General features: G+C 62.2%; 25 protein-coding genes. 12 read left to right on the forward strand and 13 right to left on the reverse strand.

Features of this window, described 5'->3' with window-relative positions; genetic code table 11:
* Positions 1-118: 118 nt before the first annotated feature.
* Both CAF74_RS26440 and CAF74_RS26445 read left to right on the forward strand, forming a co-directional pair.
* Positions 119-634, forward strand: a complete 516-nt coding sequence (locus CAF74_RS26440) for a transporter suffix domain-containing protein (protein WP_085748294.1) — start codon at positions 119-121, stop codon at positions 632-634.
* Positions 635-902: 268 nt separating this feature from the next.
* Entirely contained in the window at positions 903-1,688 is a 786-nt protein-coding gene (locus CAF74_RS26445) for a DeoR/GlpR family DNA-binding transcription regulator (RefSeq protein ID WP_085748295.1), read from the forward strand.
* Positions 1,689-1,737: 49 nt separating this feature from the next.
* Here the strand turns inward: CAF74_RS26445 and CAF74_RS26450 are convergent, their stop codons facing one another.
* The 8 genes from CAF74_RS26450 to CAF74_RS26485 form a co-directional block, all read right to left on the reverse strand.
* Positions 1,738-3,021: an FAD-binding oxidoreductase gene (locus tag CAF74_RS26450; RefSeq protein ID WP_085748296.1), complete on the reverse strand. Its 1,284-nt coding sequence runs from the start codon at positions 3,019-3,021 to the stop codon at positions 1,738-1,740.
* A 33-nt stretch (positions 3,022-3,054) separates the two neighbouring features.
* A complete protein-coding gene (locus CAF74_RS26455) occupies positions 3,055-4,419 on the reverse strand; it encodes a glutamine synthetase family protein (RefSeq protein WP_064595435.1) in 1,365 nt (454 codons plus the stop codon).
* Positions 4,420-4,843: 424 nt separating this feature from the next.
* Positions 4,844-6,187, reverse strand: coding sequence for a chromate efflux transporter (gene chrA / locus CAF74_RS26460; RefSeq protein WP_085748297.1), 1,344 nt, complete (start codon positions 6,185-6,187; stop codon positions 4,844-4,846).
* Between the two features lie 70 nt (positions 6,188-6,257).
* On the reverse strand, positions 6,258-6,719 hold the full coding sequence (gene moaE / locus CAF74_RS26465) for a molybdopterin synthase catalytic subunit MoaE (RefSeq protein ID WP_085748298.1): 462 nt from the start codon (positions 6,717-6,719) through the stop codon (positions 6,258-6,260).
* 3 nt (positions 6,720-6,722) lie between these two features.
* Positions 6,723-6,974, reverse strand: coding sequence for a MoaD/ThiS family protein (locus tag CAF74_RS26470; RefSeq protein ID WP_007957033.1), 252 nt, complete (start codon positions 6,972-6,974; stop codon positions 6,723-6,725).
* On the reverse strand, positions 6,971-7,456 hold the full coding sequence (moaC, locus tag CAF74_RS26475; RefSeq protein ID WP_085748299.1) for a cyclic pyranopterin monophosphate synthase MoaC: 486 nt from the start codon (positions 7,454-7,456) through the stop codon (positions 6,971-6,973). The genes CAF74_RS26470 and moaC overlap by 4 nt, the downstream gene beginning before the upstream one ends.
* The gene (gene fdhD / locus CAF74_RS26480; protein ID WP_085748300.1) at positions 7,453-8,295 is read right to left on the reverse strand and encodes a formate dehydrogenase accessory sulfurtransferase FdhD; all 843 of its coding nucleotides are present in this window, start codon (positions 8,293-8,295) and stop codon (positions 7,453-7,455) included. The genes moaC and fdhD overlap by 4 nt, the downstream gene beginning before the upstream one ends.
* 252 nt (positions 8,296-8,547) lie before the next feature.
* Complete coding sequence (locus tag CAF74_RS26485) at positions 8,548-9,447, reverse strand: LysR family transcriptional regulator (RefSeq protein WP_085748301.1); 900 nt, start codon at positions 9,445-9,447, stop codon at positions 8,548-8,550.
* 298 nt (positions 9,448-9,745) lie between these two features.
* Between CAF74_RS26485 and moaB the strand changes: the two genes are divergently transcribed.
* Positions 9,746-10,285 carry a molybdenum cofactor biosynthesis protein B gene (moaB, locus tag CAF74_RS26490; RefSeq protein WP_039770868.1) on the forward strand — a complete coding sequence of 180 codons (540 nt, stop codon included), beginning with the start codon at positions 9,746-9,748 and terminating at the stop codon, positions 10,283-10,285.
* The gene (gene glp / locus CAF74_RS26495; RefSeq protein WP_085748302.1) at positions 10,282-11,487 is read left to right on the forward strand and encodes a gephyrin-like molybdotransferase Glp; all 1,206 of its coding nucleotides are present in this window, start codon (positions 10,282-10,284) and stop codon (positions 11,485-11,487) included. The genes moaB and glp overlap by 4 nt, the downstream gene beginning before the upstream one ends.
* 57 nt (positions 11,488-11,544) lie before the next feature.
* Here glp and CAF74_RS26500 read toward each other — a convergent pair whose 3' ends face one another.
* The gene (locus tag CAF74_RS26500) at positions 11,545-12,033 is read right to left on the reverse strand and encodes a GFA family protein (RefSeq protein WP_085748303.1); all 489 of its coding nucleotides are present in this window, start codon (positions 12,031-12,033) and stop codon (positions 11,545-11,547) included.
* 122 nt (positions 12,034-12,155) lie between these two features.
* On the opposite strand from CAF74_RS26500, the gene CAF74_RS26505 reads away from it, so the two are divergent.
* From CAF74_RS26505 to CAF74_RS26515, 3 genes are all read left to right on the forward strand, one after another.
* Positions 12,156-13,040 carry a LysR substrate-binding domain-containing protein gene (locus tag CAF74_RS26505; RefSeq protein WP_085748304.1) on the forward strand — a complete coding sequence of 295 codons (885 nt, stop codon included), beginning with the start codon at positions 12,156-12,158 and terminating at the stop codon, positions 13,038-13,040.
* Positions 13,041-13,139: 99 nt separating this feature from the next.
* Positions 13,140-14,255: an agmatine deiminase gene (aguA, locus tag CAF74_RS26510; RefSeq protein ID WP_085748305.1), complete on the forward strand. Its 1,116-nt coding sequence runs from the start codon at positions 13,140-13,142 to the stop codon at positions 14,253-14,255.
* Between the two features lie 2 nt (positions 14,256-14,257).
* The gene (locus tag CAF74_RS26515) at positions 14,258-15,355 is read left to right on the forward strand and encodes an extracellular solute-binding protein (protein ID WP_085748306.1); all 1,098 of its coding nucleotides are present in this window, start codon (positions 14,258-14,260) and stop codon (positions 15,353-15,355) included.
* A gap of 223 nt (positions 15,356-15,578) precedes the next feature.
* Here CAF74_RS26515 and CAF74_RS26520 read toward each other — a convergent pair whose 3' ends face one another.
* Both CAF74_RS26520 and CAF74_RS26525 read right to left on the reverse strand, forming a co-directional pair.
* The gene (locus CAF74_RS26520) at positions 15,579-16,205 is read right to left on the reverse strand and encodes a DNA-3-methyladenine glycosylase (RefSeq protein WP_085748316.1); all 627 of its coding nucleotides are present in this window, start codon (positions 16,203-16,205) and stop codon (positions 15,579-15,581) included.
* A gap of 57 nt (positions 16,206-16,262) precedes the next feature.
* On the reverse strand, positions 16,263-17,345 hold the full coding sequence (locus tag CAF74_RS26525; protein ID WP_085748307.1) for a bifunctional transcriptional activator/DNA repair enzyme AdaA: 1,083 nt from the start codon (positions 17,343-17,345) through the stop codon (positions 16,263-16,265).
* Positions 17,346-17,454: 109 nt separating this feature from the next.
* Between CAF74_RS26525 and CAF74_RS26530 the strand changes: the two genes are divergently transcribed.
* Complete coding sequence (locus tag CAF74_RS26530; RefSeq protein ID WP_039770856.1) at positions 17,455-17,868, forward strand: VOC family protein; 414 nt, start codon at positions 17,455-17,457, stop codon at positions 17,866-17,868.
* Here CAF74_RS26530 and CAF74_RS26535 read toward each other — a convergent pair.
* Positions 17,865-18,485: a LysE family translocator gene (locus CAF74_RS26535; RefSeq protein WP_085748308.1), complete on the reverse strand. Its 621-nt coding sequence runs from the start codon at positions 18,483-18,485 to the stop codon at positions 17,865-17,867. The two genes, CAF74_RS26530 and CAF74_RS26535, sit on opposite strands and share 4 nt — an antisense overlap.
* 274 nt (positions 18,486-18,759) lie before the next feature.
* On the opposite strand from CAF74_RS26535, the gene CAF74_RS26540 reads away from it, so the two are divergent.
* Both CAF74_RS26540 and CAF74_RS26545 read left to right on the forward strand, forming a co-directional pair.
* Complete coding sequence (locus CAF74_RS26540; protein WP_085748309.1) at positions 18,760-19,365, forward strand: biliverdin-producing heme oxygenase; 606 nt, start codon at positions 18,760-18,762, stop codon at positions 19,363-19,365.
* A complete protein-coding gene (locus CAF74_RS26545) occupies positions 19,362-21,599 on the forward strand; it encodes an ATP-binding protein (protein ID WP_085748310.1) in 2,238 nt (745 codons plus the stop codon). The genes CAF74_RS26540 and CAF74_RS26545 overlap by 4 nt, the downstream gene beginning before the upstream one ends.
* A gap of 8 nt (positions 21,600-21,607) precedes the next feature.
* On the opposite strand, the gene CAF74_RS26550 is transcribed toward CAF74_RS26545, so the two are convergent.
* Positions 21,608-22,363 (reverse strand): type 1 glutamine amidotransferase domain-containing protein, encoded by a 756-nt coding sequence (locus tag CAF74_RS26550; protein ID WP_085748311.1) that lies wholly within the window; start codon positions 22,361-22,363, stop codon positions 21,608-21,610.
* Between the two features lie 142 nt (positions 22,364-22,505).
* Here CAF74_RS26550 and CAF74_RS26555 point away from each other — a divergent pair, with 142 nt between their 5' ends.
* Both CAF74_RS26555 and CAF74_RS26560 read left to right on the forward strand, forming a co-directional pair.
* On the forward strand, positions 22,506-23,093 hold the full coding sequence (locus CAF74_RS26555; protein WP_085748312.1) for a LysE family translocator: 588 nt from the start codon (positions 22,506-22,508) through the stop codon (positions 23,091-23,093).
* A 327-nt stretch (positions 23,094-23,420) separates the two neighbouring features.
* Positions 23,421-23,792, forward strand: coding sequence for a DUF6124 family protein (locus CAF74_RS26560; RefSeq protein WP_085748313.1), 372 nt, complete (start codon positions 23,421-23,423; stop codon positions 23,790-23,792).
* The last annotated feature ends 63 nt before the right edge of the window (positions 23,793-23,855 follow it).

Below are 23,855 nucleotides of genomic sequence, written 5' to 3' on the forward strand. Positions count from 1 at the left end.
AGCGGGAAATGTCACTGGAGCATAGACCGCAGATTGCGGGTTGTTCGAAGCAATCAGCTGCTACGCTTTTTCAGGCGAACGCCACCGAACCCCGCCCCGGATAAAAAGGTAGGAAACCATGGACACTGCTCAAGAACCGCTTGCCCCCACCAGCGCCAGCTGGCGTTTCAAGGTTGGCGTGGCAATCATCTGCCTGATGCTCGGTTCATGGCTGATGGTGCCGATTGCCGCCGCCCTCGACGTGCCGGGCTCGAAAGTCGCGGCGCTGACCGGGGTGCTGTTCATCAGCAATAAAGTGCTGTTGCTGCTGGTGATCGCGGTGATGGGCAAGGCCGGGTTCGCCGAACTCAAGCGCACGATCGGCCACTATATTTCCGGCGTGATTCCGACCCCGGTGGCCGAAGTCAGCCCGCTGCGCCACAAGATCGGCGTGGTGATGTTCTGCCTGCCGCTGCTGTCGTCCTTTCTGGAACCGTATTTCGACAACTTCTTCCCGGGCGTACGGCCCAACCTCTGGCAGATGCAGGCGCTGGGCGACTTGATGTTCGTCGGCAGCTTTTTCGTGCTGGGCGGCAATTTCTGGGACAAGGTTCATGCGTTGTTCGTGCGCAAGGCGCGGGTGGTTGCGGAATGACCGCCAACTGAGCACTGACTTCGATCAGGCGTGCCCGAGCGCGATGGCAAACGATACGACGACCATGCAGGCAAATGCGAAATTGAGGTTCATGGGGTGTTCATCCTGGTCCTTTTGAAAGTGGGGCCATTCTGCCGGGGTGGGGTCAAAAGAAAAAATTCGGCTTCGTGATTCCAATGATCGAAGCCATTGATACCTGCGTTGTGTTTACCGACCGGCTTGGCTAATCTCGCCAAACCTGCAACGACAAGCACAAACAGGCAAAACCATGCACGATCATTCCGCTTCCGAGCTTCCCTCCCTGCGCCGGCAGAAAATCCTTCTGATCCTCGAACGTGACGGCAAGGTCATGGCGTCCGAGTTGAGCCAGCATTTTGCGGTGTCCGAAGACACCATCCGCCGCGATCTGGCCGAGCTGGACAACGCCGGGCTGGTACAGCGAGTGCACGGCGGCGCGCTGCCGAGGCCCAAGGACACCGGCAAGGATTACTTCACCCGGCTGGACGAGATCGACGAGGTGAAGATTCGTCTGGCGCAATTGGCGGCGCAGCAGATTCGGAATGGGCAAACGGTGATGTTCGACTCTGGTTCCACCTCGTTGCAGGTGGCGCGCTCGTTGCCCAGGGACATCAGCCTCACGGCGGTCACGGCGTCACCGATGACGGCGATCGCGCTATCCGAATACCCGGGCATCAAGGTGATTCTGGCGGGCGGGCAGCTCAATCCGAAAACCATGGCCGCCGGCGGTCACGAGGCGCTGCGGCTGCTGTCGGGGATCAAGGCGGATCTGGCGATCACCGGGGTCTGCGCGATTCATCCGGAGGTGGGCATCACCTCGCTGCATTTCGATGAGGTGCCGGTCAAGCAGGCGCTGCTCGACTGTGCGGCGCGGGTGATTGCCGTGACCACGGCGGACAAGCTCGGCGCGGTGGAGCCGTTTGTGGTGGCGCCGTGCGAGCGCTTGCACACGCTGATCACCGAGCGGCACGTGGCGTCGGGGAGTGTCGAGGATTATCGGCGGTTGGGGATTGAGGTGGAGCAGTTGCCCGACTGAGGATTTGTGGCAAAAAAAGGCCCCATCGCCAGTGATGGGGCCTGTTCGATCAGCGCAGTTTTTCCAGCATCTGGTAGTACCACATGCCGGCCGCCAGCATCGGATTCCCCAGCAGATCGCCCATCGGCACGCGAATGTGCGAGCAGGCGGCGAACGTGTCGAACTGCTGCATCTGCCCGGTGATCGCCCGGCTCATGATCTCGCCCATGATGTGGGTCGTGGCGATGCCGTGGCCGGAGTAGCCCTGGCAATACCAGACGTTGTCCGAAAGCTTGCCCAGTTGCGGGATGCGGTTGATGACGATGCCCATCGCGCAGCTCCACTGGTAATCGATCTTCACCCCTTTGAGCGCCGGGAAGGTCTGTTCGATGCACGGCCGCAGTTCGCCGGCGATGTCCCGTGAATCCTTGCCGCTGTAGTTGGCGCCGCCGCCGAACAGCAGGCGGCCGTCGGCGGTGAGGCGGTAGTAATCGAGGACGAAGCGGCAGTCGTAAACGGCGAGGTCTTCAGGGTTGATCTGCTTGGCCAGATCCCCCAGCGGTTCGGTGGTGACGATGCCGCCCATGGCCGGGAAGATTTTGCCCTTGAGTTGGCCTGGTTCGAGTTTGTGATAGACGTCGCCCGCCAGTAGCACCTGATTGGCGTCGATCTGGCCGTGTGCGGTGCGTACGCCAGGGCTGTCGCCGTGAATGATCTCCAGCACTTCACTGTTTTCGAAGATCAGCGCGCCGAGGCTTTCCGCCGCCCGCGCTTCGCCGATGCACAGGTTGAGTGGGTGCAAATGCATGTTGCGGGTGTTCTTGATTGCGCCGTGGTAGAGATCGCTTTGCAACAGGTCGCGCACCTGGCTGCGGTCGAGCAGGCTGACTTCATCACCCATGCCGCGACGCACGGCTTCGTCGTAGTCGCTGCGCAAACCGGCCATGTGGCTCGGCTTGTACGCGGCGTGCAAGTGGCCGTGCTTGAGGTCGCAATCGATGGCGTATTTCTCGACCCGCTGCTTGATGATTTCGTGGCCGCGCCAGCGCAGGTGCCAGATGAAATCATCGACCTCATCGCCCAAGGTGTTGCGCATCTGTTTGCGCATCGCACCGTCGCCGGACAGGCTGCCGGTGACCTGCCCACCATTGCGCCCGGTGGCGCCCCAGCCGATCTTGTGGCTTTCGACGATGGCGACTTTCAGGCCTTTTTCGGCCAGTTCCACGGCCGTGGCAACGCCGGTGAAACCGCCGCCGATGATCACCACATCGACCTTGTGCCGGCCTTGCAGGGTCGGGTAGTCGGTGTCGCGGTTGAGGGTCGCGGTGTAGTAGGAATTGCTGCGTTCAGTCATTTCAGTATCCAAGGCAAAAAGAGGAAAAAAGGATCAGGCTTCGGTCAGGTACCAGCGCCAGTCCTGCTCACCCACTTCGGCCATGAACTGCCGGTATTCCGCGCGTTTTACCGCCAGATACACCCCGAGAAATTCCTGCCCCAGCGCGTCCCGTGCCCACACCGAATTTTCCAGTGCCGTGAGCGAGGTCAGCCAGTCGGTCGGCAGCAATTCTTTTGCCTGCGCATAGCCGTTGCCTTCCACCGGCTCACCCGGATCGATGTCTTCTTTTATCCCGCGATGAATGCCCGCCAGGATCGCCGCCGCTGCCAGATACGGGTTGGCATCGGCGCCGCAGATGCGGTGTTCGATGTGTCGGGTGTTGGCCGGGCCGCCCGGAACGCGCAGGCTGACGGTGCGGTTGTCGACGCCCCAGGTCGGTGCCAGAGGCGCGTAGCTGTTGGCCTGAAAACGCCGGTAGGAGTTGGCGTTCGGGCAGAACAGCAGCAGCGAATCGAGCAACGAGGCGAGCATCCCGCCAATCGCCGTGCGCAGCAGCGGGGTGCCTGCCGGATCTTCGGAGGCAAACAGATTGCGCCCCTCGGCATCGGCGAGACTGACGTGCATGTGCATGCCGGTGCCAGCCAGGTGATCGAACGGCTTGGCCATGAACGTCGCCTGCATCCCGTGCTTGTGCGCCACGGCTTTGACCAGTCGTTTGTAGCGCACGGCCTGGTCCATCGCCTCCAGTGCATCGCCGTGTTCGAGGGTAATTTCCACCTGGCCCGGCGCGTATTCCGAGATCGCCGTGCGCGCCGGAATGCCGTGCAGCTTGCAGGCGCTGTAGAGGTCGGCGAGGAACGGTTCGATCTGCTCCAGCTCACGCAACCCGTAGACCTGCGTGTGTCTCGGTCGACCACCGTCGGCATCCAGCGCCGGTTGCGGGCGACCGTTGTGATCGCGTTTGGCGTCGAGCAGATAGAACTCCAGCTCGCAGGCCATTACCGGGTGGTATCCCTCGGCTTTCAAACGGTCGATGACCTTGATCAACAGGTGACGCGGGTCGGCAATGCTCGCCGGCATGCCTTGTTCCGGGTGCATGCTGACCTGCACTGCAGCGGTCGGAATCTGCCGCCACGGCAAGCGCACCAGACTGCCTTCCAGCGGGTAGGCGCGGCAGTCGATATCGCCGACGTCCCACACCAGGCCGGAGTTTTCCACGTCTTCGCCGTGCACCGTCAGGCCGAGAATGGTGCTCGGCAACGGACGGCCGCTTTCGTACACGGCGAGCAGTTCTTCGCGGTGCAACAGCTTGCCGCGTGGCACACCGTTGGCGTCGAGGATGAACAGCTCGATCATGTCGATGTCGGGGTTTTGCTCGAGAAAGTGACGGGCGTCTTCAATGGCTGCGAATTTCATAATCAATCACTCACGATGGCGCCGCACAGGCGCGCAGATTCGGGCCGGACGCAGCTCGGCAAAAGGCGCGGGCGTCCTGGCAGGGATATCGAAAAAAGAGGGGGAGCTGTCGCGGTTTTTAGCGGCGCGATCAGACGGGCAGGCAGATATCCGGCGGGCGTGCGGAGTGACGCAGCTTGGAGCGGCTCAGGGCCATGGGGAGATTGACGATGCGATTCATGCGCGGCCCCTGTGAAGGAGGGCGCACAGTGCAGAGCCGTTCAACGATTCTGATTGTTGGAGTGACGTGCTCATGACGCGTGTTTCCGTTGGCGGAAAACGTCGGCGGCGGGAGTGTCCCGCCATGCCGGTGTGGCTGGATAGTAAGGGGGAATCCCCGGATAAGTAAACGCCTGATTCCGCGAGCGGTGGCGTGCACCCCGGTTCAGCGCAGCAGGTAAAACCCCAGCCCGACGAGGGCGCAAACGATCAACACCTCGATCACGCTGCGCTTGAAAAAGAACAGGGCGACGGCGGCAGCCAGGGCCAGCAGGATCGAGAAAACGTCCGGTTGCCCGGCGAATCCATTGGGCCAGAACACGTGCCAAGCAAAGAAACACGCCAGATTGAGGATCACCCCGACCACCGCTGCCGTGATCGCGGTCAGTGGCGCAGTGAATTTCAGTTCGTTGTGCGTCGACTCCACCAACGGGCCGCCAGCGAGGATGAACAGGAACGAGGGCAGAAAGGTGAACCAGGTCACCAGCGTCGCGGCCAGCGCGCCGGCGGCGAACGCATGTTCCGGGCCGAATGTCGGTTGCACATAGGCCCCGACGAACCCGACAAACGCCACCACCATGATCAGCGGCCCCGGCGTGGTTTCGCCCAAGGCCAGGCCGTCGATCATCTGCGTTGGCGTCAGCCAGCCGTAATGTCCGACCGCGCCCTGATACACGTAAGGCAGCACAGCGTAAGCGCCGCCGAAGGTGAGCAGCGCCGCTTTGGTGAAGAACCAGCCCATCTGCGTGAAGGTGCCGTCCCAACCGAACAACGCGGTCAGCAACGCCATCGGCAGGCACCACAGCAACGCACCGATCAGCGCCAGACGCAGCAGCCTCGGCAATCGGAACCGCGCATGCTCGGGCGGCGGTGTGTCGTCATCGATCAGCGCCGGGCCGAAGGATTTTTCGCCGCCGCGATGGCCGCCGTTGCTGAAGCGCTGCGGCGCCCAGCGTCCGCCGAAATAGCCGATCAATGCCGCGCCGAGCACGATCAGCGGGAACGGTACGTTGAAGGCAAAAATCGCCACGAACGCCGCCCCGGCGATCGCCCACAGCCAGCTGTTCTTCAAGGCTCGGGAGCCGATGCGATGGGCCGCGTGCAGCACAATCGCGGTCACCGCCGGTTTGATTCCGTAAAACACTCCGGCCACCGCTGGCACGTCGCCGAACGCGATGTAGACCCACGACAGAGCGATCAGAATCAGCAGCGAAGGCAATACAAACAGCACTCCGGCCAATATGCCGCCAGGGGTTCGGTGCAGCAGCCAGCCGATGTAAGTCGCCAGTTGTTGGGCCTCGGGGCCCGGCAGCAACATGCAGTAGTTGAGCGCATGCAGGAAGCGCCGCTCGGAAATCCAGCGCCGACGCTCCACCAGTTCCTGATGCATGATCGCGATCTGCCCGGCGGGCCCGCCGAAGCCGATGCAGCCGAGTTTGAGCCAGAACGGCCAGGCTTGGCGCAAGGTGATGGGTTGAGGACGGGACAAGTCCTTTGGTGTCTGGCTCAAGTGTGGCTCCACGTTCGATCGGCGGAAGCTGCTATCTAATCAGGCTTTTGTCGCATTCGACAGTACCCGGTCAGGCATGCGCCAGACTCCAGCGAACCGCCGCATCCTGATCACTCTCCCGCGCCTCGACCCAATGCGAACCCTCCTGGGTAGTCTCACGCTTCCAGAACGGCGCACGCGTTTTCAGCACATCCATGATGAACGCACAGGCTTCAAACGCCGCATGCCGATGCTTGCTGCTGACGCCAACAAACACGATCGGCTCGGTCACCGACAATGCGCCGACCCGATGCACAATCTCCACCGCCATCAGCGGCCAACGCTCGCGGGCCTGTTCGGCAATATGCTCCAGAGCCTTCTCGGTCATGCCCGGATAGTGCTCCAGAAACAGTTCGGTCACCGACTGCCCGACGTTCAGATCCCGCACATAACCAATGAAGTTCACCACCGCGCCCACCCGTGGATTGCGCGCATGCAGGTCGGCAATCAACTGACCGGCATCGAAGCCTTTACGCTGGACTCGAACACCCATGCCTCAACCCCCCGTGACCGGCGGGAAAAACGCGATCTCGTCGAAATCCTCGATCGCCTGATCCGGCTGACACAGCTCCTGATTCACCGCGCACATCAGGTTGCCGGCGCCGAGCACTTCACGCCACACATCGCCACGTTGCATCAGCATCTGCCGCACGTCTTCAACACAGGCGAGGGTGTCGCTGGCCGGAATCTTTTCACCGCCCAGATTGAGCCGGTCACGGTAGCTGGCGAAGTAGTTGATCAGAATCATTGCGGGTTCTCCCATTGAAAGTGGCCGGAGCGGCCGCCCTGTTTGCTGAGCAGGCGGATATCGCCGATCACCATCGCCCGGTCCACCGCTTTGCACATGTCATAGATGGTCAGCGCGGCGACGCTGGCGGCGGTCAGGGCTTCGAGTTCGACGCCGGTCTGGCCGGTGAGGCGGCAGGTACTGGTGATCTGCACGCGGTCCGGCTCGCAGGCCTTGAGCTCGACGTGGATCGAACTGAGCAGCAGCGCATGACACAGCGGAATCAACTCGTAGGTGCGCTTGGCGGCCTGAATCCCGGCGATCCGCGCCACGGCGAACACATCGCCCTTGGGGTGGCCGTTGGACTGGATCATTTGCAGGGTTTCCGGGCGCATCTGCACCCAGGCCTGGGCGGTGGCTTCACGGCGGGTCGCGGTTTTGTCGCTGACGTCGACCATGTTGGCGCGGCCCTGTTCGTCGAGGTGGGTGAGGGTGTTGCTCATGCGGTGGGCTCCTGGATCGGGCTGTAGATTCGCGGGGCATTGCGGTGCGGAACGTGGATCAGGTTCAGGCGGTGCTTGAGCGCCCAGCGCACGGTCAGCGCGGTGGGGGCGGACAGGCTGACGAGGGTGCCGAGGCGGGCGCGCACGGCTTTGTGGATCAGTTCGAGGCTGCAACGGCTGGTGACCACGACGAAACCCTGACGCGCATCGAGGCCTTCGAACTGCAGTGCGCCGATCAGCTTGTCGAGGGCGTTGTGGCGGCCGATGTCTTCGCGGCACAACAGCGCTTCGCCGTCGGCGCCGAAGTACAGCGCCGCGTGCAGGGCACCGCTGCTGCGGGCCAGTTGCTGGGCCTGCTCGATGCGCTGGCGGATGCCGTTGAAATGCGCGGCCGGTGGCAACGGTGTCGGGGTCAGGATCTCCAGTTGCGGCAGCGCCTGCTCAAGGGCTTCCACACCGCAGAGGCCGCAACCGCTGGTGCCCGCCATCTGCCGCCGGTGATCTTTCAGAGCCCAGAACGCACGGCTGGAAATCTGCACGTCGGCCTGGCAGGCCTGGTCGAAATGGGTCAGGCGGATGTCGTGGATATCGTCGAGGCGGTCGACGATGGCGTTGCTCAGGCTGAACCCGCGAATGAAGTCCTCGATGTTGCCCGGCGAGACCATCATCACCGCCTGATTCAGGCCGTTGTAGCTGATGGCCAGGGCGATTTCCGCCGCCAGCGCCGCGTGGGACACTGGCGCGTCGTCCAGGTATTCGCGATAAGCCACTTGCGCCGGTTGTGGCGCGGGGGCGTTGGCGTCGCCCGGTTCGATGAGTTGTTCAACTTGGCACAGCATCCTGAAAATCCCCGAAGCGCTGAAGTGGGTTCAGGCTACGGGGCAGGGAAAAGTGCGTCCAATCGCTTGTTCCGATGCAGTGATTGGATTGGTCGATGACCGCTTTCAGGCCGAGAATAGGTGTTGACTGATAAGGCCTCATCGCTGGCAAGCCAGCTCCCACAAGGTTTCGTGTCAAACACAGAATTTGTGACTAACTCAATCACTGTGGGAGCTGGCTTGCCAGCGATGGCGGCCTGACATTCAACACATTTATTCGGCAGGCGCCTCGATTCCGAACATCTTGCGCGCCTCGGCAAAACACTTCTCGGCAATCGCCGAGCGCGGTTCGGTCTTGCGCATCACCAGCCCCAGCGGCGCGAGTACGCTGGCATCCGGCAGGTTGATGAAGGCCAGGTGTTCGATCGGCTCTTTCAGCCCGCTGTCCAGCGGCATGATCGAGCAGCAGAAGCCCTGGTGAATCGCCTGCAGCAGTTGATAGGTCGAGTCGCTTTCCAGGATCGGCTGCGGATTCAACCCGCGACTGCGGAAACTCAGGTCGATGGATTTGCGGTAGTGCATGCCGGTGGTGATCATCCCCAGCGGCAGTTCGGCGGCGTCTTCCCAGCTCATTTCCGGGCCTTCGAAATGGAAGTGGCGGGTGTCGTAGAGCAGGCCGACGCGGGTCTCGCCAATCTCGAAAAACTCGAAATAGTTCGGGTTGACGTGGTCCAGATAACACACGCCCAGGTCCAGCTGATTGTTGCCCAGGCCCTCGATGATCTCGTCCGAACTCAGCGACGACAGGCTGTACTTCAGCTCCGGATAAGTCCCGGACAAACCCTGAATGTAATTCACCGGATTGAAGTTGCTCAGCGGCACCAGCCCCAGGCGCAGGCTACCCACCAGTTGCCCCCGGCAGGCCGCCGCTTCGGCAAACAGCCCGTCGTGGGCGGCCAGCAACGTGCGGGCCCAGGCCAGTACGCGCTCGCCGGCCTGGGTGAACCCTTCGAAGCGCTGGCCGCGATTGACCAGCACCAGATCCAGCTCGTCTTCCAGATTGCGCAGGCGCATCGACAGGGTCGGCTGGGTGATGTGGCAACGCGCGGCGGCCTGGCCGAAGTGGCGGGTTTCGTCCAGCGCGATCAGGAACTTGAGTTGTTTGATGTCCACGACGGCACCTGCTCGATAAGGAATTTTGATTGAGTATTGACGCAGATGCGTACGGTGCACGGAAAGCGCAGGGATCGACGATCCCACTGATGGTTTTTTTCGTCCAATCGGCAGTGTCTAAGAGCCTATCGAGGATTTCGATGACGCCCGGTTTCATTGGGCCGGACAGTGGTCGAGGGGCTGAAAAAAATCACCGATAGAGCAGGTCGATAGTGTGGTTGGCCAGAGTGATTAGACAGTCCTCGCAGGCGGCACTTAGGCTCGTCACCCATTGAATTGACGACGGCCGGAGAGTGCCATGAGTGTGAAATCGGATGCCTTGTTCGTTCCCCTGAATATTGCCGTGCTGACGGTCAGCGATACCCGCGATTACGCCAGCGATACCTCCGGCCAGTTGCTGGTCAGCCGCCTGCTGGAGGCCGGCCACACCTTGAGCGAACGCAACCTGCTCAAGGACGACCTGTACAAGATCCGCGCCCAGGTCGCGCAGTGGATCGCCGACGACGGCATTCAAGTGGTGCTGATCACCGGTGGCACCGGTTTCACCGGGCGTGACAGCACCCCGGAAGCCGTGGCCTGCCTGCTGGACAAGCAGATCGACGGTTTCGGTGAACTGTTCCGCGCCATCTCGATTCTCGACATCGGCACCTCGACCGTACAAAGCCGTGCGCTGGCCGGCCTGTCCAACGGCACGCTGGTGTGCTGCCTGCCGGGTTCCACCGGCGCTTGCCGCACCGCGTGGGAAGGCATCCTCGCCGAACAACTGGATAACCGTCATCGCCCGTGCAACTTCGTTCCGCACCTCAAACCGGTGCAAGCCTGCGGGCCGCGCGGATGAGCAAGCCGGGTTTGATGCCGGTCGAGGACGCCCTTGACCAACTGTTGGCGATGGCTGATGAACAACGTCTGCCGGACAGCGAATCGGTGCCGCTCAATGAAGCGCGCGGACGCGTGCTGGCGAGCGATCTGGTCGCCACCCTCGATCTGCCGCCGTGGCCGAACAGCGCCATGGACGGTTACGCCTTCAACCTTGCCGACCTGCATCGCCAGCCGTTGAGCGTGTCGCAACGGGTCTATGCCGGGATGGCGCCGGACGCCTTGCTATCCGGCACCTGCGCAAGGATTTTCACCGGTGCGCCGTTGCCCATGGGCGCCAATTGCGTGGAGATGCAGGAAAACGTTGAGGTGCTTGAAGACGGCCGCGTCCGTTTCCTGCAACCGCTGAAGGTCGGGCAGAACATCCGCGCCCAGGGCCAGGAAAACCGCGTCGGCGACACCTTGCTGCGCGCCGGCAAACGCCTCGGCCCGTTCGAACTGGCCGTCGCCGCAGGGCAGGGCATGACCCATTTGCCGGTGGTGCGTCGTCCGCGCGTGGCGTTGCTCTCGACCGGGGATGAACTGGTGGAACCAGGGCAACCGCTGCGCCCCGGCAGCATTTACAACAGCAACCGCACTTTGCTCGACCACTGGTTGCGCGAACTGGGTTGCGAAGTGATCGACGCCGGGATTCTGCCCGATCGCCCGGCGCAGACCCGGCTCAAACTCGAGCAACTGCAAGTGGCAGCCGATCTGATTCTGACTACGGGCGGCGTGTCTGCCGGTGATGCCGACTGCCTCGGTCAGGTGCTGCGTGACAACGGTAAACCGCTGCTGTGGAAACTCGCGATCAAACCCGGAAAACCGCTGACGGTCGGCCATTTCGGCTCGGTGCCGGTGATCGGCCTGCCGGGCAATCCGACCTCGGCGCTGGTGACCTTCGGCTTGCTGGCGCGCCCGTACCTACTGCGCATTCAAGGCGTGGAAGAGGTGATGCCGCTGAGCTTCACGGTCAACGTCGGCTTCGACTGGCCGAAACCCGGCAGTCGTCGCGAGTACCTGCGGGTACGTCTGGAGGGCGGGCAGGCGGCGCTGTATCCGAACCAGAGTTCCGGGGTTCTGCTCGGCGCGACCTGGGCCGATGGACTGGTGGAAATCCCCGAGAACAGCACCTTGCAGATTGGCGACCCGCTGCGTTTCATTCCGTTCAGCGAGCTGTTCTGAGCGCGATTAAAAGGTGCAAACCGCTTGCCGGGAAACTGTCGAAGACTGTGAAGACGGCTATCGGGTCAATCCCAGCCGTTCATGCCATTGGGCGATGGATTCTTCGGGATAGACCTCGAATTGTTGATCCTTCTTGCTCGCCTGCACTTCGACCCACGGTGCCTTCGAACCGAGCATCAAATGAGTGTGTTCCGGCGGCACCGGCAGCGGCGTGTCGATGGCCGAGGCGAACGGGTGGATCAGCTCCGGCCATTCCGGGCTGAACAGCCACAGTCCGCTGCCGCACAACGAGCAGAAGTGTCGCTCGGCGCTGCTGCGGTGGGCGCGGGCATCGCCTTCGTCTTTCATTTTCGCGTGGTAGATCGTGATGTGTTTGCGCCCGCGCACCTTGAGGCTGGCGGCGTCGCCGCCGAGGTTGATCGCATAGCCGCCACCGCCCTGGGTCTTGCGGCAGATCGAGCAGTAGCAGCGCTGATAAGGGTAGGGGTGGGCGCTGTCGAGGGTGAATGAAACCGCGCCGCAGTGGCAGGAGCCTTCGAGGTGCATGAGTGGCCTCCGGTGTTTTCGTCGGTGCGGTTCAGCCTAGAAGAAATCTCTTGCCTGTGCCGCCGCTATGGACGCCTGCGAAAAGCCCGGTCAGCATGTCCGCAAAAAAGGGATCCACACCCATGCGCCGACTACCTTCCCTGGCCGCCCTGCGAACTTTCGAGTGTGCCGCCCGCCACGCGCATTTCGGCCGCGCCGCCGCTGAGCTGTGCGTCACCGACAGCGCCGTCAGCCATCAGATCCGCCAGCTCGAAGAGCAACTGGGCGTGTCGCTGTTCATCCGCGAGGGCCGACAGATTCGCCCGACCATCGCCGCCGGGCGCTTGATGCAGAGCCTGCAACAGGCCTTCGAACTGATCCGCGATGCCTGCGACGAGTTGCGCGATCCGTCCTCGCTCGCCGTGTTGCGGCTGGCGGTCACGGCAGAGCTGGCGCAGAAGTGGCTGATGAACCGTCTCACCGATTTCTACGCGCGTTATCCGCACATCACCTTGCATCTTTACGAGCAGCCAATCGACGCCACCGCACCCGGCGAAGACATTGATCTGGCGATCACCTACGGCACCGGCCCGGTGGACAGCAGCGCGTACTTCGTTCGCCCATTGCCGGCGCTGCAGTTTTTCCCGGTGTGCAGCCCCGGGCTGTTCAACCAGGGCAACCTGAAAACCCCCAAGGATCTGGCCCGGCACTGCCTGCTGCACGACGATCAGGACGGCAAGACCTGGACCGCGTGGCTCACCAGCCATGCCGGCGACCTGCGCCCGGAACGCCAGTTGTATTTCGCCCACGCCGGTCTGGCGCTGGAAGCGGCGGCACAAGGGCAGGGCGTTGCGATGGGCGACAACCTCACCGCGCAGGAAGATTTGCAGAACGGGCGTCTGGTGCGCCCGTTCACCTCCAGCATGACCGCGCTGGGGCAATACGCGCTGGTCTGCGAGCGGGTGCGGCTGGAGCGTCCGGCGGTGGCGCAGATGCTGGAATGGTTCAACGATCAACTGGCGGATTGATGAGTTGAATTCAACTGTTCCGAAATAATCATCGTTGGCGGCCCGACTGCCCGCGACCGTAGCCTGAGGTCATTCCCATCCCGACGACGAGGTTTGACCATGGCACGTTTGCTCGACACCACCCCGAAACAGGACGGCTTCCGTCTGCCCGGCGAATTCGAAGCCAAGTCCGGCTGCTGGCTCGGCTGGCCGGAGCGCACCGACGTCTGGCGCAACGGCGCCAAGCCTGCACAGAAAGTCTGGGTGCAGATTGTCACCGCGATCTCCCAGAGCGAGCCGGTGACGGTCTGCGCATCGGCCTCCCAGTTCGCCACGGCCCGCCGCCAGTTGCCGCCACAAGTGCGGGTGGTGGAAATGACCTGCAACGACACCTGGTTCCGCGACAGCGGCCCGTGCTTCGTGGTCAACGACCAGAGCGGTGAAGTGCGTGGTGTCGACTTTGAATTCAACGCCTACGGCGGCCTCGACGGCGGGCTCTACTACCCGTGGGACAAGGACGATCAGATCGCCAGCAAGATCCTCGAAATCGAACGCTTCGACCGCTATCGCGCGCCATTGATTGCCGAGCTTGGCGGTATCCAGAGTGACGGTCAGGGCAGCATCCTCACCACCGAGCAATGCCTGCTCAACCGCAATCGCAACCAGCACCTGGGCAAGGACGAAGTCACCCGCCGGCTGACCGATTACCTCGGCGCCGAGCAAGTGATCTGGCTGCCACGCGGTTGCAAGTTCGACGAAACCGACGGCCATGTCGACGACCTCGCGTGCTTCGTGCGCCCCGGCGAAGTGGTGCTGCAATGGACCGACAACCGCGACGATCCGCAATGGGAAATCTATCAGGAGGCCTACGACATCCTGCGCAGCACCCGCGACAGCCGTGGCCGCGAGCTGATCGTGCACAAACTGCCGCAACCGGACGTGCTGGAGTGGACCGCTGAAGAAGCCGAAGGCCTCGATCAGCAGGACAGCACCCACACCCGTCAGGCCGGCACGAAAATCTGTGCGTCGTACATCAACTACTACGCCGGCAACAGCTCGATCGTGGTGCCGCTGTTCGGTGATCGCAACGATCAGGTGGCGCTGGCGACCCTCGCCGAACTGTTCCCGCAGCACAAGATCGTCGGCATCGAGAACTCCCGGGAAATCCTGCTCGGTGGCGGCAACGTCGCGTGCATCACTATGCCGCAATACGCCGGCCAGAAAAAAGGAGCCTGACCATGGGCCTGCACAAACTGAGTAAAGCGTTATTGCTGGTGCTTGCACCCCTGTGTGTGCAGGCTGCCGAAACGGCGAAACCGGTTGTCAACCTGTACATCTGGGGCGAGTACCTGGCCCCGGATACCCTGAAGAATTTCGAGGCGAAAACCGGGATTCGGGTGGTCGCCGATCACTTCGATTCGCTGGAAACCGTCGAGACCAAACTGCTCACCGGGCGCAGCGGTTACGACCTGGTGCTGACCGCCGGTCAGCACCTGTCGCGGGCCATCGAGAGCGGCGCGATCCAGACGTTGAACAAGCAGCAGCTCCCGCACTTTGCCGGGGTCGGTGACGAGTTCCGTCAGCACATGGCGGTGTTCGATCCGGGCAACCGCTACGCCGGAATCTACGCCTGGGGCACCACCGGCGTCGGCTATCAGGATGAAGCTGTGAAGCAGCGTCTGCCGGACGCGCCGAGGGATAGCTGGGCGATGCTGTTCGATCCGGCAGTGGTGTCGAAATTCGCCGATTGCGGGGTGAGCCTGCTCAACGATCCGAACGAAGTGTTCGCGGCAGTCATGAAGTACATGGGCCTGGACATCAACCGTCAGAGCCTCGACGACTTGAAACTCGCCGAACAGCAGCTGGCGAAGATCCGCCCGTACATCCGCTATTTCGACAACGACCTGAACATCAGCGACCTGGCCAACGGCAACACCTGCGTGGCGATGTCGTGGAACGGCAACGTTGCCATCGCGGCAGGTCAGGCTGAAGCGGCGAAAAAACCGTTCAAGTTGAATTACCGGATTCCGAAGGAGGGCACGCTGATCTGGTTTGATGCCATGGTCATTCCCAAGGATGCACCGCACCCCGAGGCCGGATTGGCATTGATGGATTATTTGATGACACCCGAGGTGATTGCGCCGATTACCGATACGATTCATTACGCCAATGCGATCACGGCGGCGGATGGCTTGATCGATCCTGCGATTCGTAATGATCCGGGGACTTATCCGCCGGAGGCGGTGAGGGCTTCGTTGTATAGCAAGAATGACAATGGCAAGGCGTTCAACCGGGCTTTGATTCGCGCGTTCAGTCGGTTGAAATCCGGTCTGTAGCCCAAGCCCCTCACCCCAGCCCTCTCCCAAAGGGAGAGGGAGCCGACCGAGGTGTCTTACGCTATACATCGACCTGAAACACCGAGGCGACTATGGATTCACCAACGTGTTGGCAACTATGGGTTCGCTCACGTCTTGGCGCCTATGGATTCACAGTTGATGTTTCAGGTCGGCGGAGCTCTCCAATATCCCCCGATCGGTTCCCTCTCCCTCCGGGAGAGGGTTAGGGTGAGGGGCTTTTCGGCACCCGCCACAAATACCACGCCGCCACCGTCCGAAACGGACTCCACGCCAACCCGATCTCAATCATCTGCTTGCGTGCAGGCTGCACCTCCAGCCCCTTCAACCGCCGATACCCCTCGCGCACCCCAAAATCGTCGGCCGGCAGAATATCCGGCCGCTCCAGGCTATAGATCAGCAACATCTCCACCGTCCAGCGCCCAACCCCGCGCAGGCTGACCAACCGCTCGATCAGCGCCTCATCCTCCATCGCCAGCGCGGTCGAGTAATCCGGCACCACGCCGTCCAGAGTCGCCTGGGCAATCCCCTGAATCGTCGCAATCTTGCCCGCCGAAAACCCGCAACTGCGCAATCGGTCGAAGTCCGTCGCCAGAACCTGCTCCGGACGCGGAAACGTCTGCCCGGGAAACAACCCCACCAGCCGCCCGACAATCGCATCGCCAGCCTTGGCATGCAGTTGCTGATAGGCAATCGCCCGCACCAGCGACTCATAGGGATCGCGCGCCGGATGCGGCTGATGCAGGCAGGGGCCAACCGCAGCAATGTGGCGCTGCCAGTCGGCGTCGAGGCTGGCCAGAAACTCGCTGGCCGGTTGATAGGGATCGGGTATCGGCAACTTCGGTGATCCGTTGATTTGAAAGCCGGGAGGGGCGTGGGTGTCGATTTGTCAGAAAGCCAGTTGTTGCGTCAGCTGCACGGCGGCGTTTTCCAGCCGGAGCAAAAACGCCTTGCGCGGTTGCCCACCACCATAGCCCGTCAATGAGCCGTCCGCACCGATCACCCGATGGCACGGCACCACGATCGACAGCCGATTGTGCCCGTTGGCCAGCCCCACTGCTCGGCTGGCGCCGGGTTTGCCCAAGCGTGCGGCGATGGCGCCGTAAGTGCTGGTGTGGCCGTAGGGGATTTGCCGCAGTTCGCTCCAGACCTGCCGGGCAAACTCGCTGCCGGGCAGGTGCAGTGGCACACTGAATTCGCTCAGCTTGCCGGCGAAGTACAGCGCCAGCTCGTTGTCGATCTGCTGCAAATGCGCGTTCTGCCCCGGTGCGACCACGTAGCCGTATCGGTTTTGCAGCTCCTCGACTTCCCGGGTCAGCGCCGGACGGTCGAGAAACTCCAGTAGTACCAGCCCTCGACGCTCGGCCATTGCGATCATCGGCCCCAGCGGGGTGGTCAGGCGGGTGAACAGCAGCGGCTCGCTGGTTGCCGCGCGTCCCGGCGTGATGTGGAACGACTTCTGAAACGCATCGCGAAAACCACTGAGGGATTCATAACCGGAGTCGAACGCCGCGTGGTCGATGGACGTGCCTTGCTTGATCCCGCCCAATGCCACACCGAGCCGGCGCGTGCGCAGCCACGCATGGAAGGTCATGCCGAAATGCTGTTTGAACCAGCGCCGCAACTTCAACGGTTCGATGCCCTCGGCGAGCAATTGCGCATCGCTCCAGCGCACCTCGGGATCGGCGTCGACGGCTTTCAATAGTCGCTGCACCCAGTCCGGAGCGATGGCCGCAGCGTCCAGCGGTTTGCAGCGCAGACAGGCGCGATAACCGGCGGACAGGCAGTCGTCAGCGTGGGCGAAGAACTCGACGTTTTCCGGTTTCGGCTTGCGCGCCGTGCAGGTCGGGCGGCAAAAGATCCCGGTGGTTTTCACGGCCGTGAAGAACACGCCTTCATAGGCGGTGTCGCTTGCGAGCATGGCGCGAACCATTTCGGCGTGAGGGGGCAGGACAGCGGTCTGTATGTTCATGGGCCGAGGATAAAACCAGTTATTCGATGGCTCCACCGAAAAATCGACAGTGAATTTTCGGGCCGCTGCACTACAGTGATCGGGTCGCTACAACTCGGGAAATGAAGGTATGCCACCGTTCACGATTCAACACATCGATCACATCGTGCTGCGCGTCGCCGATCTGCAACGCAGCATTGATTTCTACGACCGGGTCTTCGGCGCCGAAGTGGTCAAGCGCAACGAAAAGTTCGGTCTGGTGCACCTGCGCGCCGGCACGTCGATGATCGATCTGGTCGACCTCGACGGCGAAATCGGCCGCAAGGGCGGCGCCGCTGCCGGCAGCGAACGGCGCAATGTCGATCACTTCTGCCTGCGCATCGAGCCGTTCGATGAAGCGGCGCTGGTCAGCCATTTGCAAGCCTGCGGCCTGACCGTCGAAAAAGCCGCTACCCGTTTCGGCGCCGAGGGCTACGGCCTGTCGCTGTACTGCTTCGATCCGGACGGCAATCAGGTCGAACTCAAAGGCCCGTCCGAAGCTTAGGCCCGCTTGGCCATCAACAACACCGAAGCCGCTGCCGACAGCAGCCCCGCGCAGCAACGGTTGAAAATCCGTTTGCCGCGCGGCTCGGCGAACCAGCGGCGCATGTGCAGCCCCATATACGCGTAGGCGCTGATGGCGATCCATTCCAGCAGCAGGAACAGCACGCCCAGCAGCATGAACTGCGGAGTAATGGCGCGGTTCGGGTCGACGAATTGCGGCAGGAATGCGGTGAAGATCAGGATTGCTTTTGGATTTCCCGCTGCCACCAGGAATTCCTGACGCGCCAGGGCCAGAATCCCGCTCGTCGGCGCAGTCACCGCGTCTTCGGCGGCAGGATTGGCCCGCCACAGCTGCCACGCCAGATACAACAGATACCCCGCGCCAACAATCTTGATCCCATAGAACAACAGCTCGGACGTTTGCAGCACCACCGCCAGCCCCGCCGCCGCGAGGGCGATCATCCCGGCAAACGCCAGCAATCGTCCGACACCCGCCACGCAGGCGCGCCGATAGCCGTAACGGGTGGCGTTGCTGACCGACAGCAGATTGTTCGGCCCCGGTGCCATGTTCAGGGCGAAACAGGCGGGCAGAAACAGGGAGAGGGTGGCGAGATCCATGGTGCGGGCTCCGGTGACGGGAGCGGTATTTTTATCACGCGGGTGTGCGGGCCTGAACCGTACAGTCAGGCGCCAGAGTCGCGGTACAGCGACTATCGGCAGTGAATTCCTTCGAACTTTCTGCCGTCCGGTCAGCTCTTAACCCTTCACAGGTTGATGAATTCATCAGAGAATCCCATCTGCCGGGTCAGAAACTACCATTGCCGTGTAAGCTTTCGCGCCATGCTTCTCCATTCCCCCATGGCCCCAGGCGGCCCACTGTACGAGCGACTACATGCAAGCAAAGGCCCGCGAGGTTCATGTACCACCGGTGTTGCAGGATCTGCGCGCCGGCACGGCCGAACTGCACATTGCACTGGAAAAACGCCTTCCTTTCTTCTCCGACACCCTTGATCTGCACGCTTTCGAGCGACTGATGCGCGCCTATTACGGCTTCTATCAGCCATTGGAAGCCGTGCTGCAGGACAGCGACGCGATTCCCGCTGATTTTGATCTGGCTTCCCGCCTCAAGGCACCGACCCTGCAACGCGATCTGCAAGCGCTGGGCGCAAATGGTGGCGATTTTCCGATCTGCCGCCGGTTGCCCGTCATCGACTCCGCCGCCGCGTGCCTGGGTGTGCTGTACGTACTGGAAGGTGCAACCCTCGGCGGGCAAATCCTGCGCCGGGAGATCGCCACACGGCTGAGCCTGGGCGCGGAAAACGGCGCGGCGTTTCTGGACGTTTACGGTGCCGCCACCGGCCGGCGCTGGCTCGATTTCATCGAATACCTGGGCAGTCGCCCGATGGACACCGACGAGCGTAAAGCCGTCGTGGCGGCGGCCCACACTACATTCAGTTGTTTCGAGCAGTGGCTCGAAAGTCAGGAGGTTCTGGTATGAACCCGCAAGACAAAGAAGCCTTTGAAGAGTTGCTGGCCAACTGCGCCGACGAGCCGATCCGCTTTCCCGGCGCGATCCAGCCGCACGGTTTGCTGCTGACCCTGAGCGAGCCGGACCTTTCGATCATTCAGATCAGCGCCAACGTCGAGACCTTGCTCGCCCGACCGGCACAAGAACTGATCGGCCAGCCATTGCAAAGCCTGATCGGCGATACCCATGCCGCGCAGGTTCGCGAGGCCTTGCAGCAACCGGCCTTGTCCGATGCGCCGCCGCTGCACTTTCGCCTCAACGGCACCGCGTTCGAGGGCTTGGTGCACCGGCATCAGGATGTGCTGATTCTGGAGCTGGAAATCCACGTCGAAAATTTCCAGCCGCGCAATGTCGCCGGCACCGAAACTCACCTCGGGCGGATGCTCGCGCGCCTGCAAAAGGCCCAGAGCCTGCAGGCGCTTTACGACATCAGCGTCAAGGAAATCCAGGCCATGACCGGTTACGACCGGGTATTGATCTACCGTTTTGAGGAAGAGGGCCACGGTCAGGTCATCGCCGAAGCGTCCGATCCGTCGATGGAAGTCTTCAACGGTCTGTTTTTCCCGGCCTCGGACATCCCCGAGCAGGCCCGCGAGCTGTACCGCACCAACTGGCTGCGGATCATTCCGAATGCCGACTACCAACCGGTGCCGCTGGTGCCCAAGTTGCGCCCGGACACCCAGACCCCGCTGGACCTGAGTTTCGCGACGCTGCGCAGCGTGTCGCCGATCCACTGCCAGTACATGAAGAACATGGGCGTGCTGTCCTCGATGAGCATTTCCCTGCTCAAGGGCGACAAGCTCTGGGGCCTGATCAGTTGCGGCAATCGTCAGCCGCTGCACGTGCCGCACGAGTTGCGCACCGCATGCCAGACCATCGGCCAGGTGCTGTCGTTGCAGATCAGCGCGATGGAAGCGCTGGAAGTCAGCCGTCAACGGGAGGAAAAGGTCGAGGCGCTGGCGCTGCTCAATCAGGCGATGATCGACTCGCCACAGAACGTCTTCGATGGCCTGGCCAACCAGCCACAAGTCCTGATGGCGCTGGCCAATGCCGGCGGCATCGCGATCATCGAAGACAAGCAATTGCACCGTTACGGCAACTGTCCGGAGCCGGAAGAAATTCGAGCCCTGCACAAATGGCTGCAGGAGCGTGGCGAGCCGGTGTTTGCCAGTCATCACCTGGCCAGCGTCTACCCGCCAGCCGCGCACTATCAGCAGGTCGCCAGCGGCGTGCTCGCCATGAGCCTGCCCAAACCGGTGGACAACGGCGTGCTGTGGTTCCGCCCCGAAGTCAAAGAGAACATCAACTGGAGCGGCGACCCGCGCAAGCCGCTGGATCTGGAAAACTCCGACGCCGGCCTGCGTCTGCGGCCGCGTACTTCGTTCGAAATCTGGAAGGTCGAGATGGACGGGATTTCCACCAAGTGGAGCCACGGTGATCTGTTCGCCGCCAACGATCTGCGTCGCTCGGCCCTGGAAAACGATCTGGCCCGCCAGGTACGCCGCGAGCAGGAAGCGGTGCGTGCTCGCGATGAGTTGGTTGCTGTGGTTTCCCACGACCTGCGCAACCCGATGACCGTGATCTCGATGCTGTGCGGCATGATGCAGAAGGCTTTCAGCTCCGACGGGCCGCACACTTCGCGGCGCATCTCGACTGCGATCGACACCATGCAACAAGCCGCCGGGCGCATGAACACGCTGCTGGAAGACTTGCTCGACACTTCGAAAATCGACGCCGGCCGCTACACCATCGCGCCGCAGAAACTCGATGTCGCGCAGATGTTCGAAGAGGCGCAATCGCTGCTGGCGCCGCTGGCGCTGGACAAGGACATCAGCATCTCGTTCGAGGCCGATCCCGACCTGAGCATCCATGCCGACCCCGAGCGGTTGTTTCAGGTGCTGTCGAATCTGGTCGGCAACGCGATCAAGTTCACTCCGCGCCTGGGCACGGTCGATGTGTATGCCAAATCGGTCGGTGACGACATCGTCTTCACGGTGCGCGACAGCGGCGAAGGCATTCCCAAGGATCACTTGCCGCACGTGTTCGACCGTTACTGGACGGTGAAGGAAGGCAATCCGACCGGCACCGGGCTGGGTCTGTACATCACGCAGGGCATCGTCGAGGCCCATGGCGGGCAGATCGTTGCCGAGAGTGAGCCGGGGCAGGGCAGCGAATTCCGCTTCACCGTGCCGCGTCTGGACTGAAACGCGGATCAGCGCTCGGGTGGCTGCAATATGGCCACCCACTCGGCGGCGAATCGATGGCAATCGCCGGGCCAGCGCGCCGTCAGCAGTTGGCCGTCGCGCACCACAAATCCCGATTGCAGTTTCTGCACACAATCGCGCTTGGCGATCAGCGGCCCGCGTTTGAAGTCGGTTTTGCTGGCCAGCGCGGTTTTCACTTCCGCTTCGACGGTCTGCTTGTAGGTGCGGTAGTAGCGCCCCAGCCACGCAGCTGTCATCAGCCACGCCGGCAATTCCATGGTGGCCGCGAGCAACGCCGTGACCTTGCGCCCGAACAGCACCGAACGCCCGGTATCGGGGTCGAGCGTCCTCGCCAGCAACAGCACGCCATGACACACCGCCGCCACGGGTTTCTCTGCTTTGAAAAATTGCAGGGCGATCTGCTGAGCCTGCGTGGATTCCAACAACGTGCGCATGCCTTTGGCATGCCCGCCGGGGATCAGTAGACCATCGAATCGATTCGTGTCGACATCGGCATACGCCAGCGGCTGCCTGAACGCTTCGGACTCGATCATCTGCGTGTAACTGTCCAGATCGGCCTTGCGTGTCATCAGCATCGAATTCAACAGGCCGAAACCGATGTCCACCAACCGTGGGTCGGCGTGGGCGGGCAAACCTTGGGGGGTCGCAAAACGTACCTCGATCCCCGCGTCGCGCATGGCCTGCCAGGGCACGCTGCTTTCGGTGGGGTCGTAATCGGCGCAGGGCAGCAGAATCAAGATCATCGAGGGCAGACTTCCTGGTCAAAAGTGATCGCATAGCCAGAGCGTAGTGGGTCTGCGCGTGCGGGGGTAATTTCCTTCAATACCGACCGTTGTGTGCTGGCTACTGTGGGCTCCTTGTTCCTCGATTTGAAGCAGGTGTGCGATGAGTCTGATTGTGTCGATGGCGGCGTTTGCCCTGGCCGCGTCCATTACCCCGGGGCCGGTGAATATCGTGGCATTGAGCTCGGGGGCGCAGTTCGGCTTTCGTGCCAGCCAGCGGCATGTAGCCGGGGCGACGCTGGGGTTTGTGCTGTTGCTGGTGTTGATGGGACTGGGGCTGCATGAAGTACTGAAACTGTGGCCGTCGCTGACCCGCGTGGTGCAACTGGCCGGGGTGGCATTTCTGTTGTTCATGGCCTGGAAACTGGCCATGGATGACGGCCAGTTGAATGCGGGAGAATCGGGCAGGGCGCCGTCGATGCTCTACGGCGCAGTGATGCAGTGGCTCAATCCCAAGGCCTGGCTGGCCTGCGTGGCGGGGATGGGCGCGTTTGTCGCCGATGGCGAGGCGCGGCTGGTGTGGCAGTTTGCAGCGGTGTATCTGGTGATCTGTTATCTGTCGGTCGGCTGTTGGGCGTATGCCGGGACGTTCTTGCGCGGTTATCTTGGCAACCCGGCGGGGATGCGCTTGTTCAACCGGGTGATGGCGTTGCTGTTGGCGGTGAGTGCGGGGTATCTGTTGCTGCCGTGAGTGTGACGGGGCTTGGGTTTAAAGGTGTTTAAGGATGCGTCCGACAAACCACGCGAACTTGCGCCATTGCCTACGCATCCGCCAGAATCCGCCGGCTTGTGCGCCTTGGGAGCGGGTTCTATTGTTTGCCGGTCGCTGACGAATCAGCGATCGGGTCTCGCAGCCCGCGATCTCTAGACGCACAACACCCTCCAGTTTTATGGCGGCTGTACGTGGGAGACCCTCGGGTCTGCCGGTTCTAGAGTCCCGGTCTGCGACCCGCGTATAGCTGCCACCTCTTCGTATCGCAGCGAATCGTGGCGGCTCCATGACTCTGGAGATTCAATCATGATCAAACCAACACCAAACCCACCCGAAACCGACCCGACCTCGCCCTACGAAACCCTCGACTCCAAGAAATTCCACGAAGCCGCCGACCGCGCTCTCGACCACTACCTCAATCCGTTCCACCCCAGAAAACCGCTGCTCAAACCCAACACCCGCTACCTCATCGCCCCCGGCATCGACAGCGAAGAACTGCTGGCCGACGCCTGCGAAACCCTGACCTCGGCCAAAACCATGGCCGCCGACTTCGCCGGACTGGTGGACGGCTCGCATCGGCATGTGCTGCTGGGGATTGCGCAATTGATCATGCTGGGTGAACTGGCGGTGAATCGGGCGCTTGATAATCTTGAGGTGGCGGCTGAGCCGCGCGTCTGAGTGCTGAAACCAAAACGGCCCCTTTACGGGGCCGTTTTTGCGTCTGCAGGAAACCGTTTACCG

Origin of the sequence: Pseudomonas sp. R45(2017) (assembly GCF_002112305.1) — a bacterium.
GTDB classification, from domain to species: Bacteria; Pseudomonadota; Gammaproteobacteria; order Pseudomonadales; family Pseudomonadaceae; genus Aquipseudomonas; species Aquipseudomonas paraglycinae.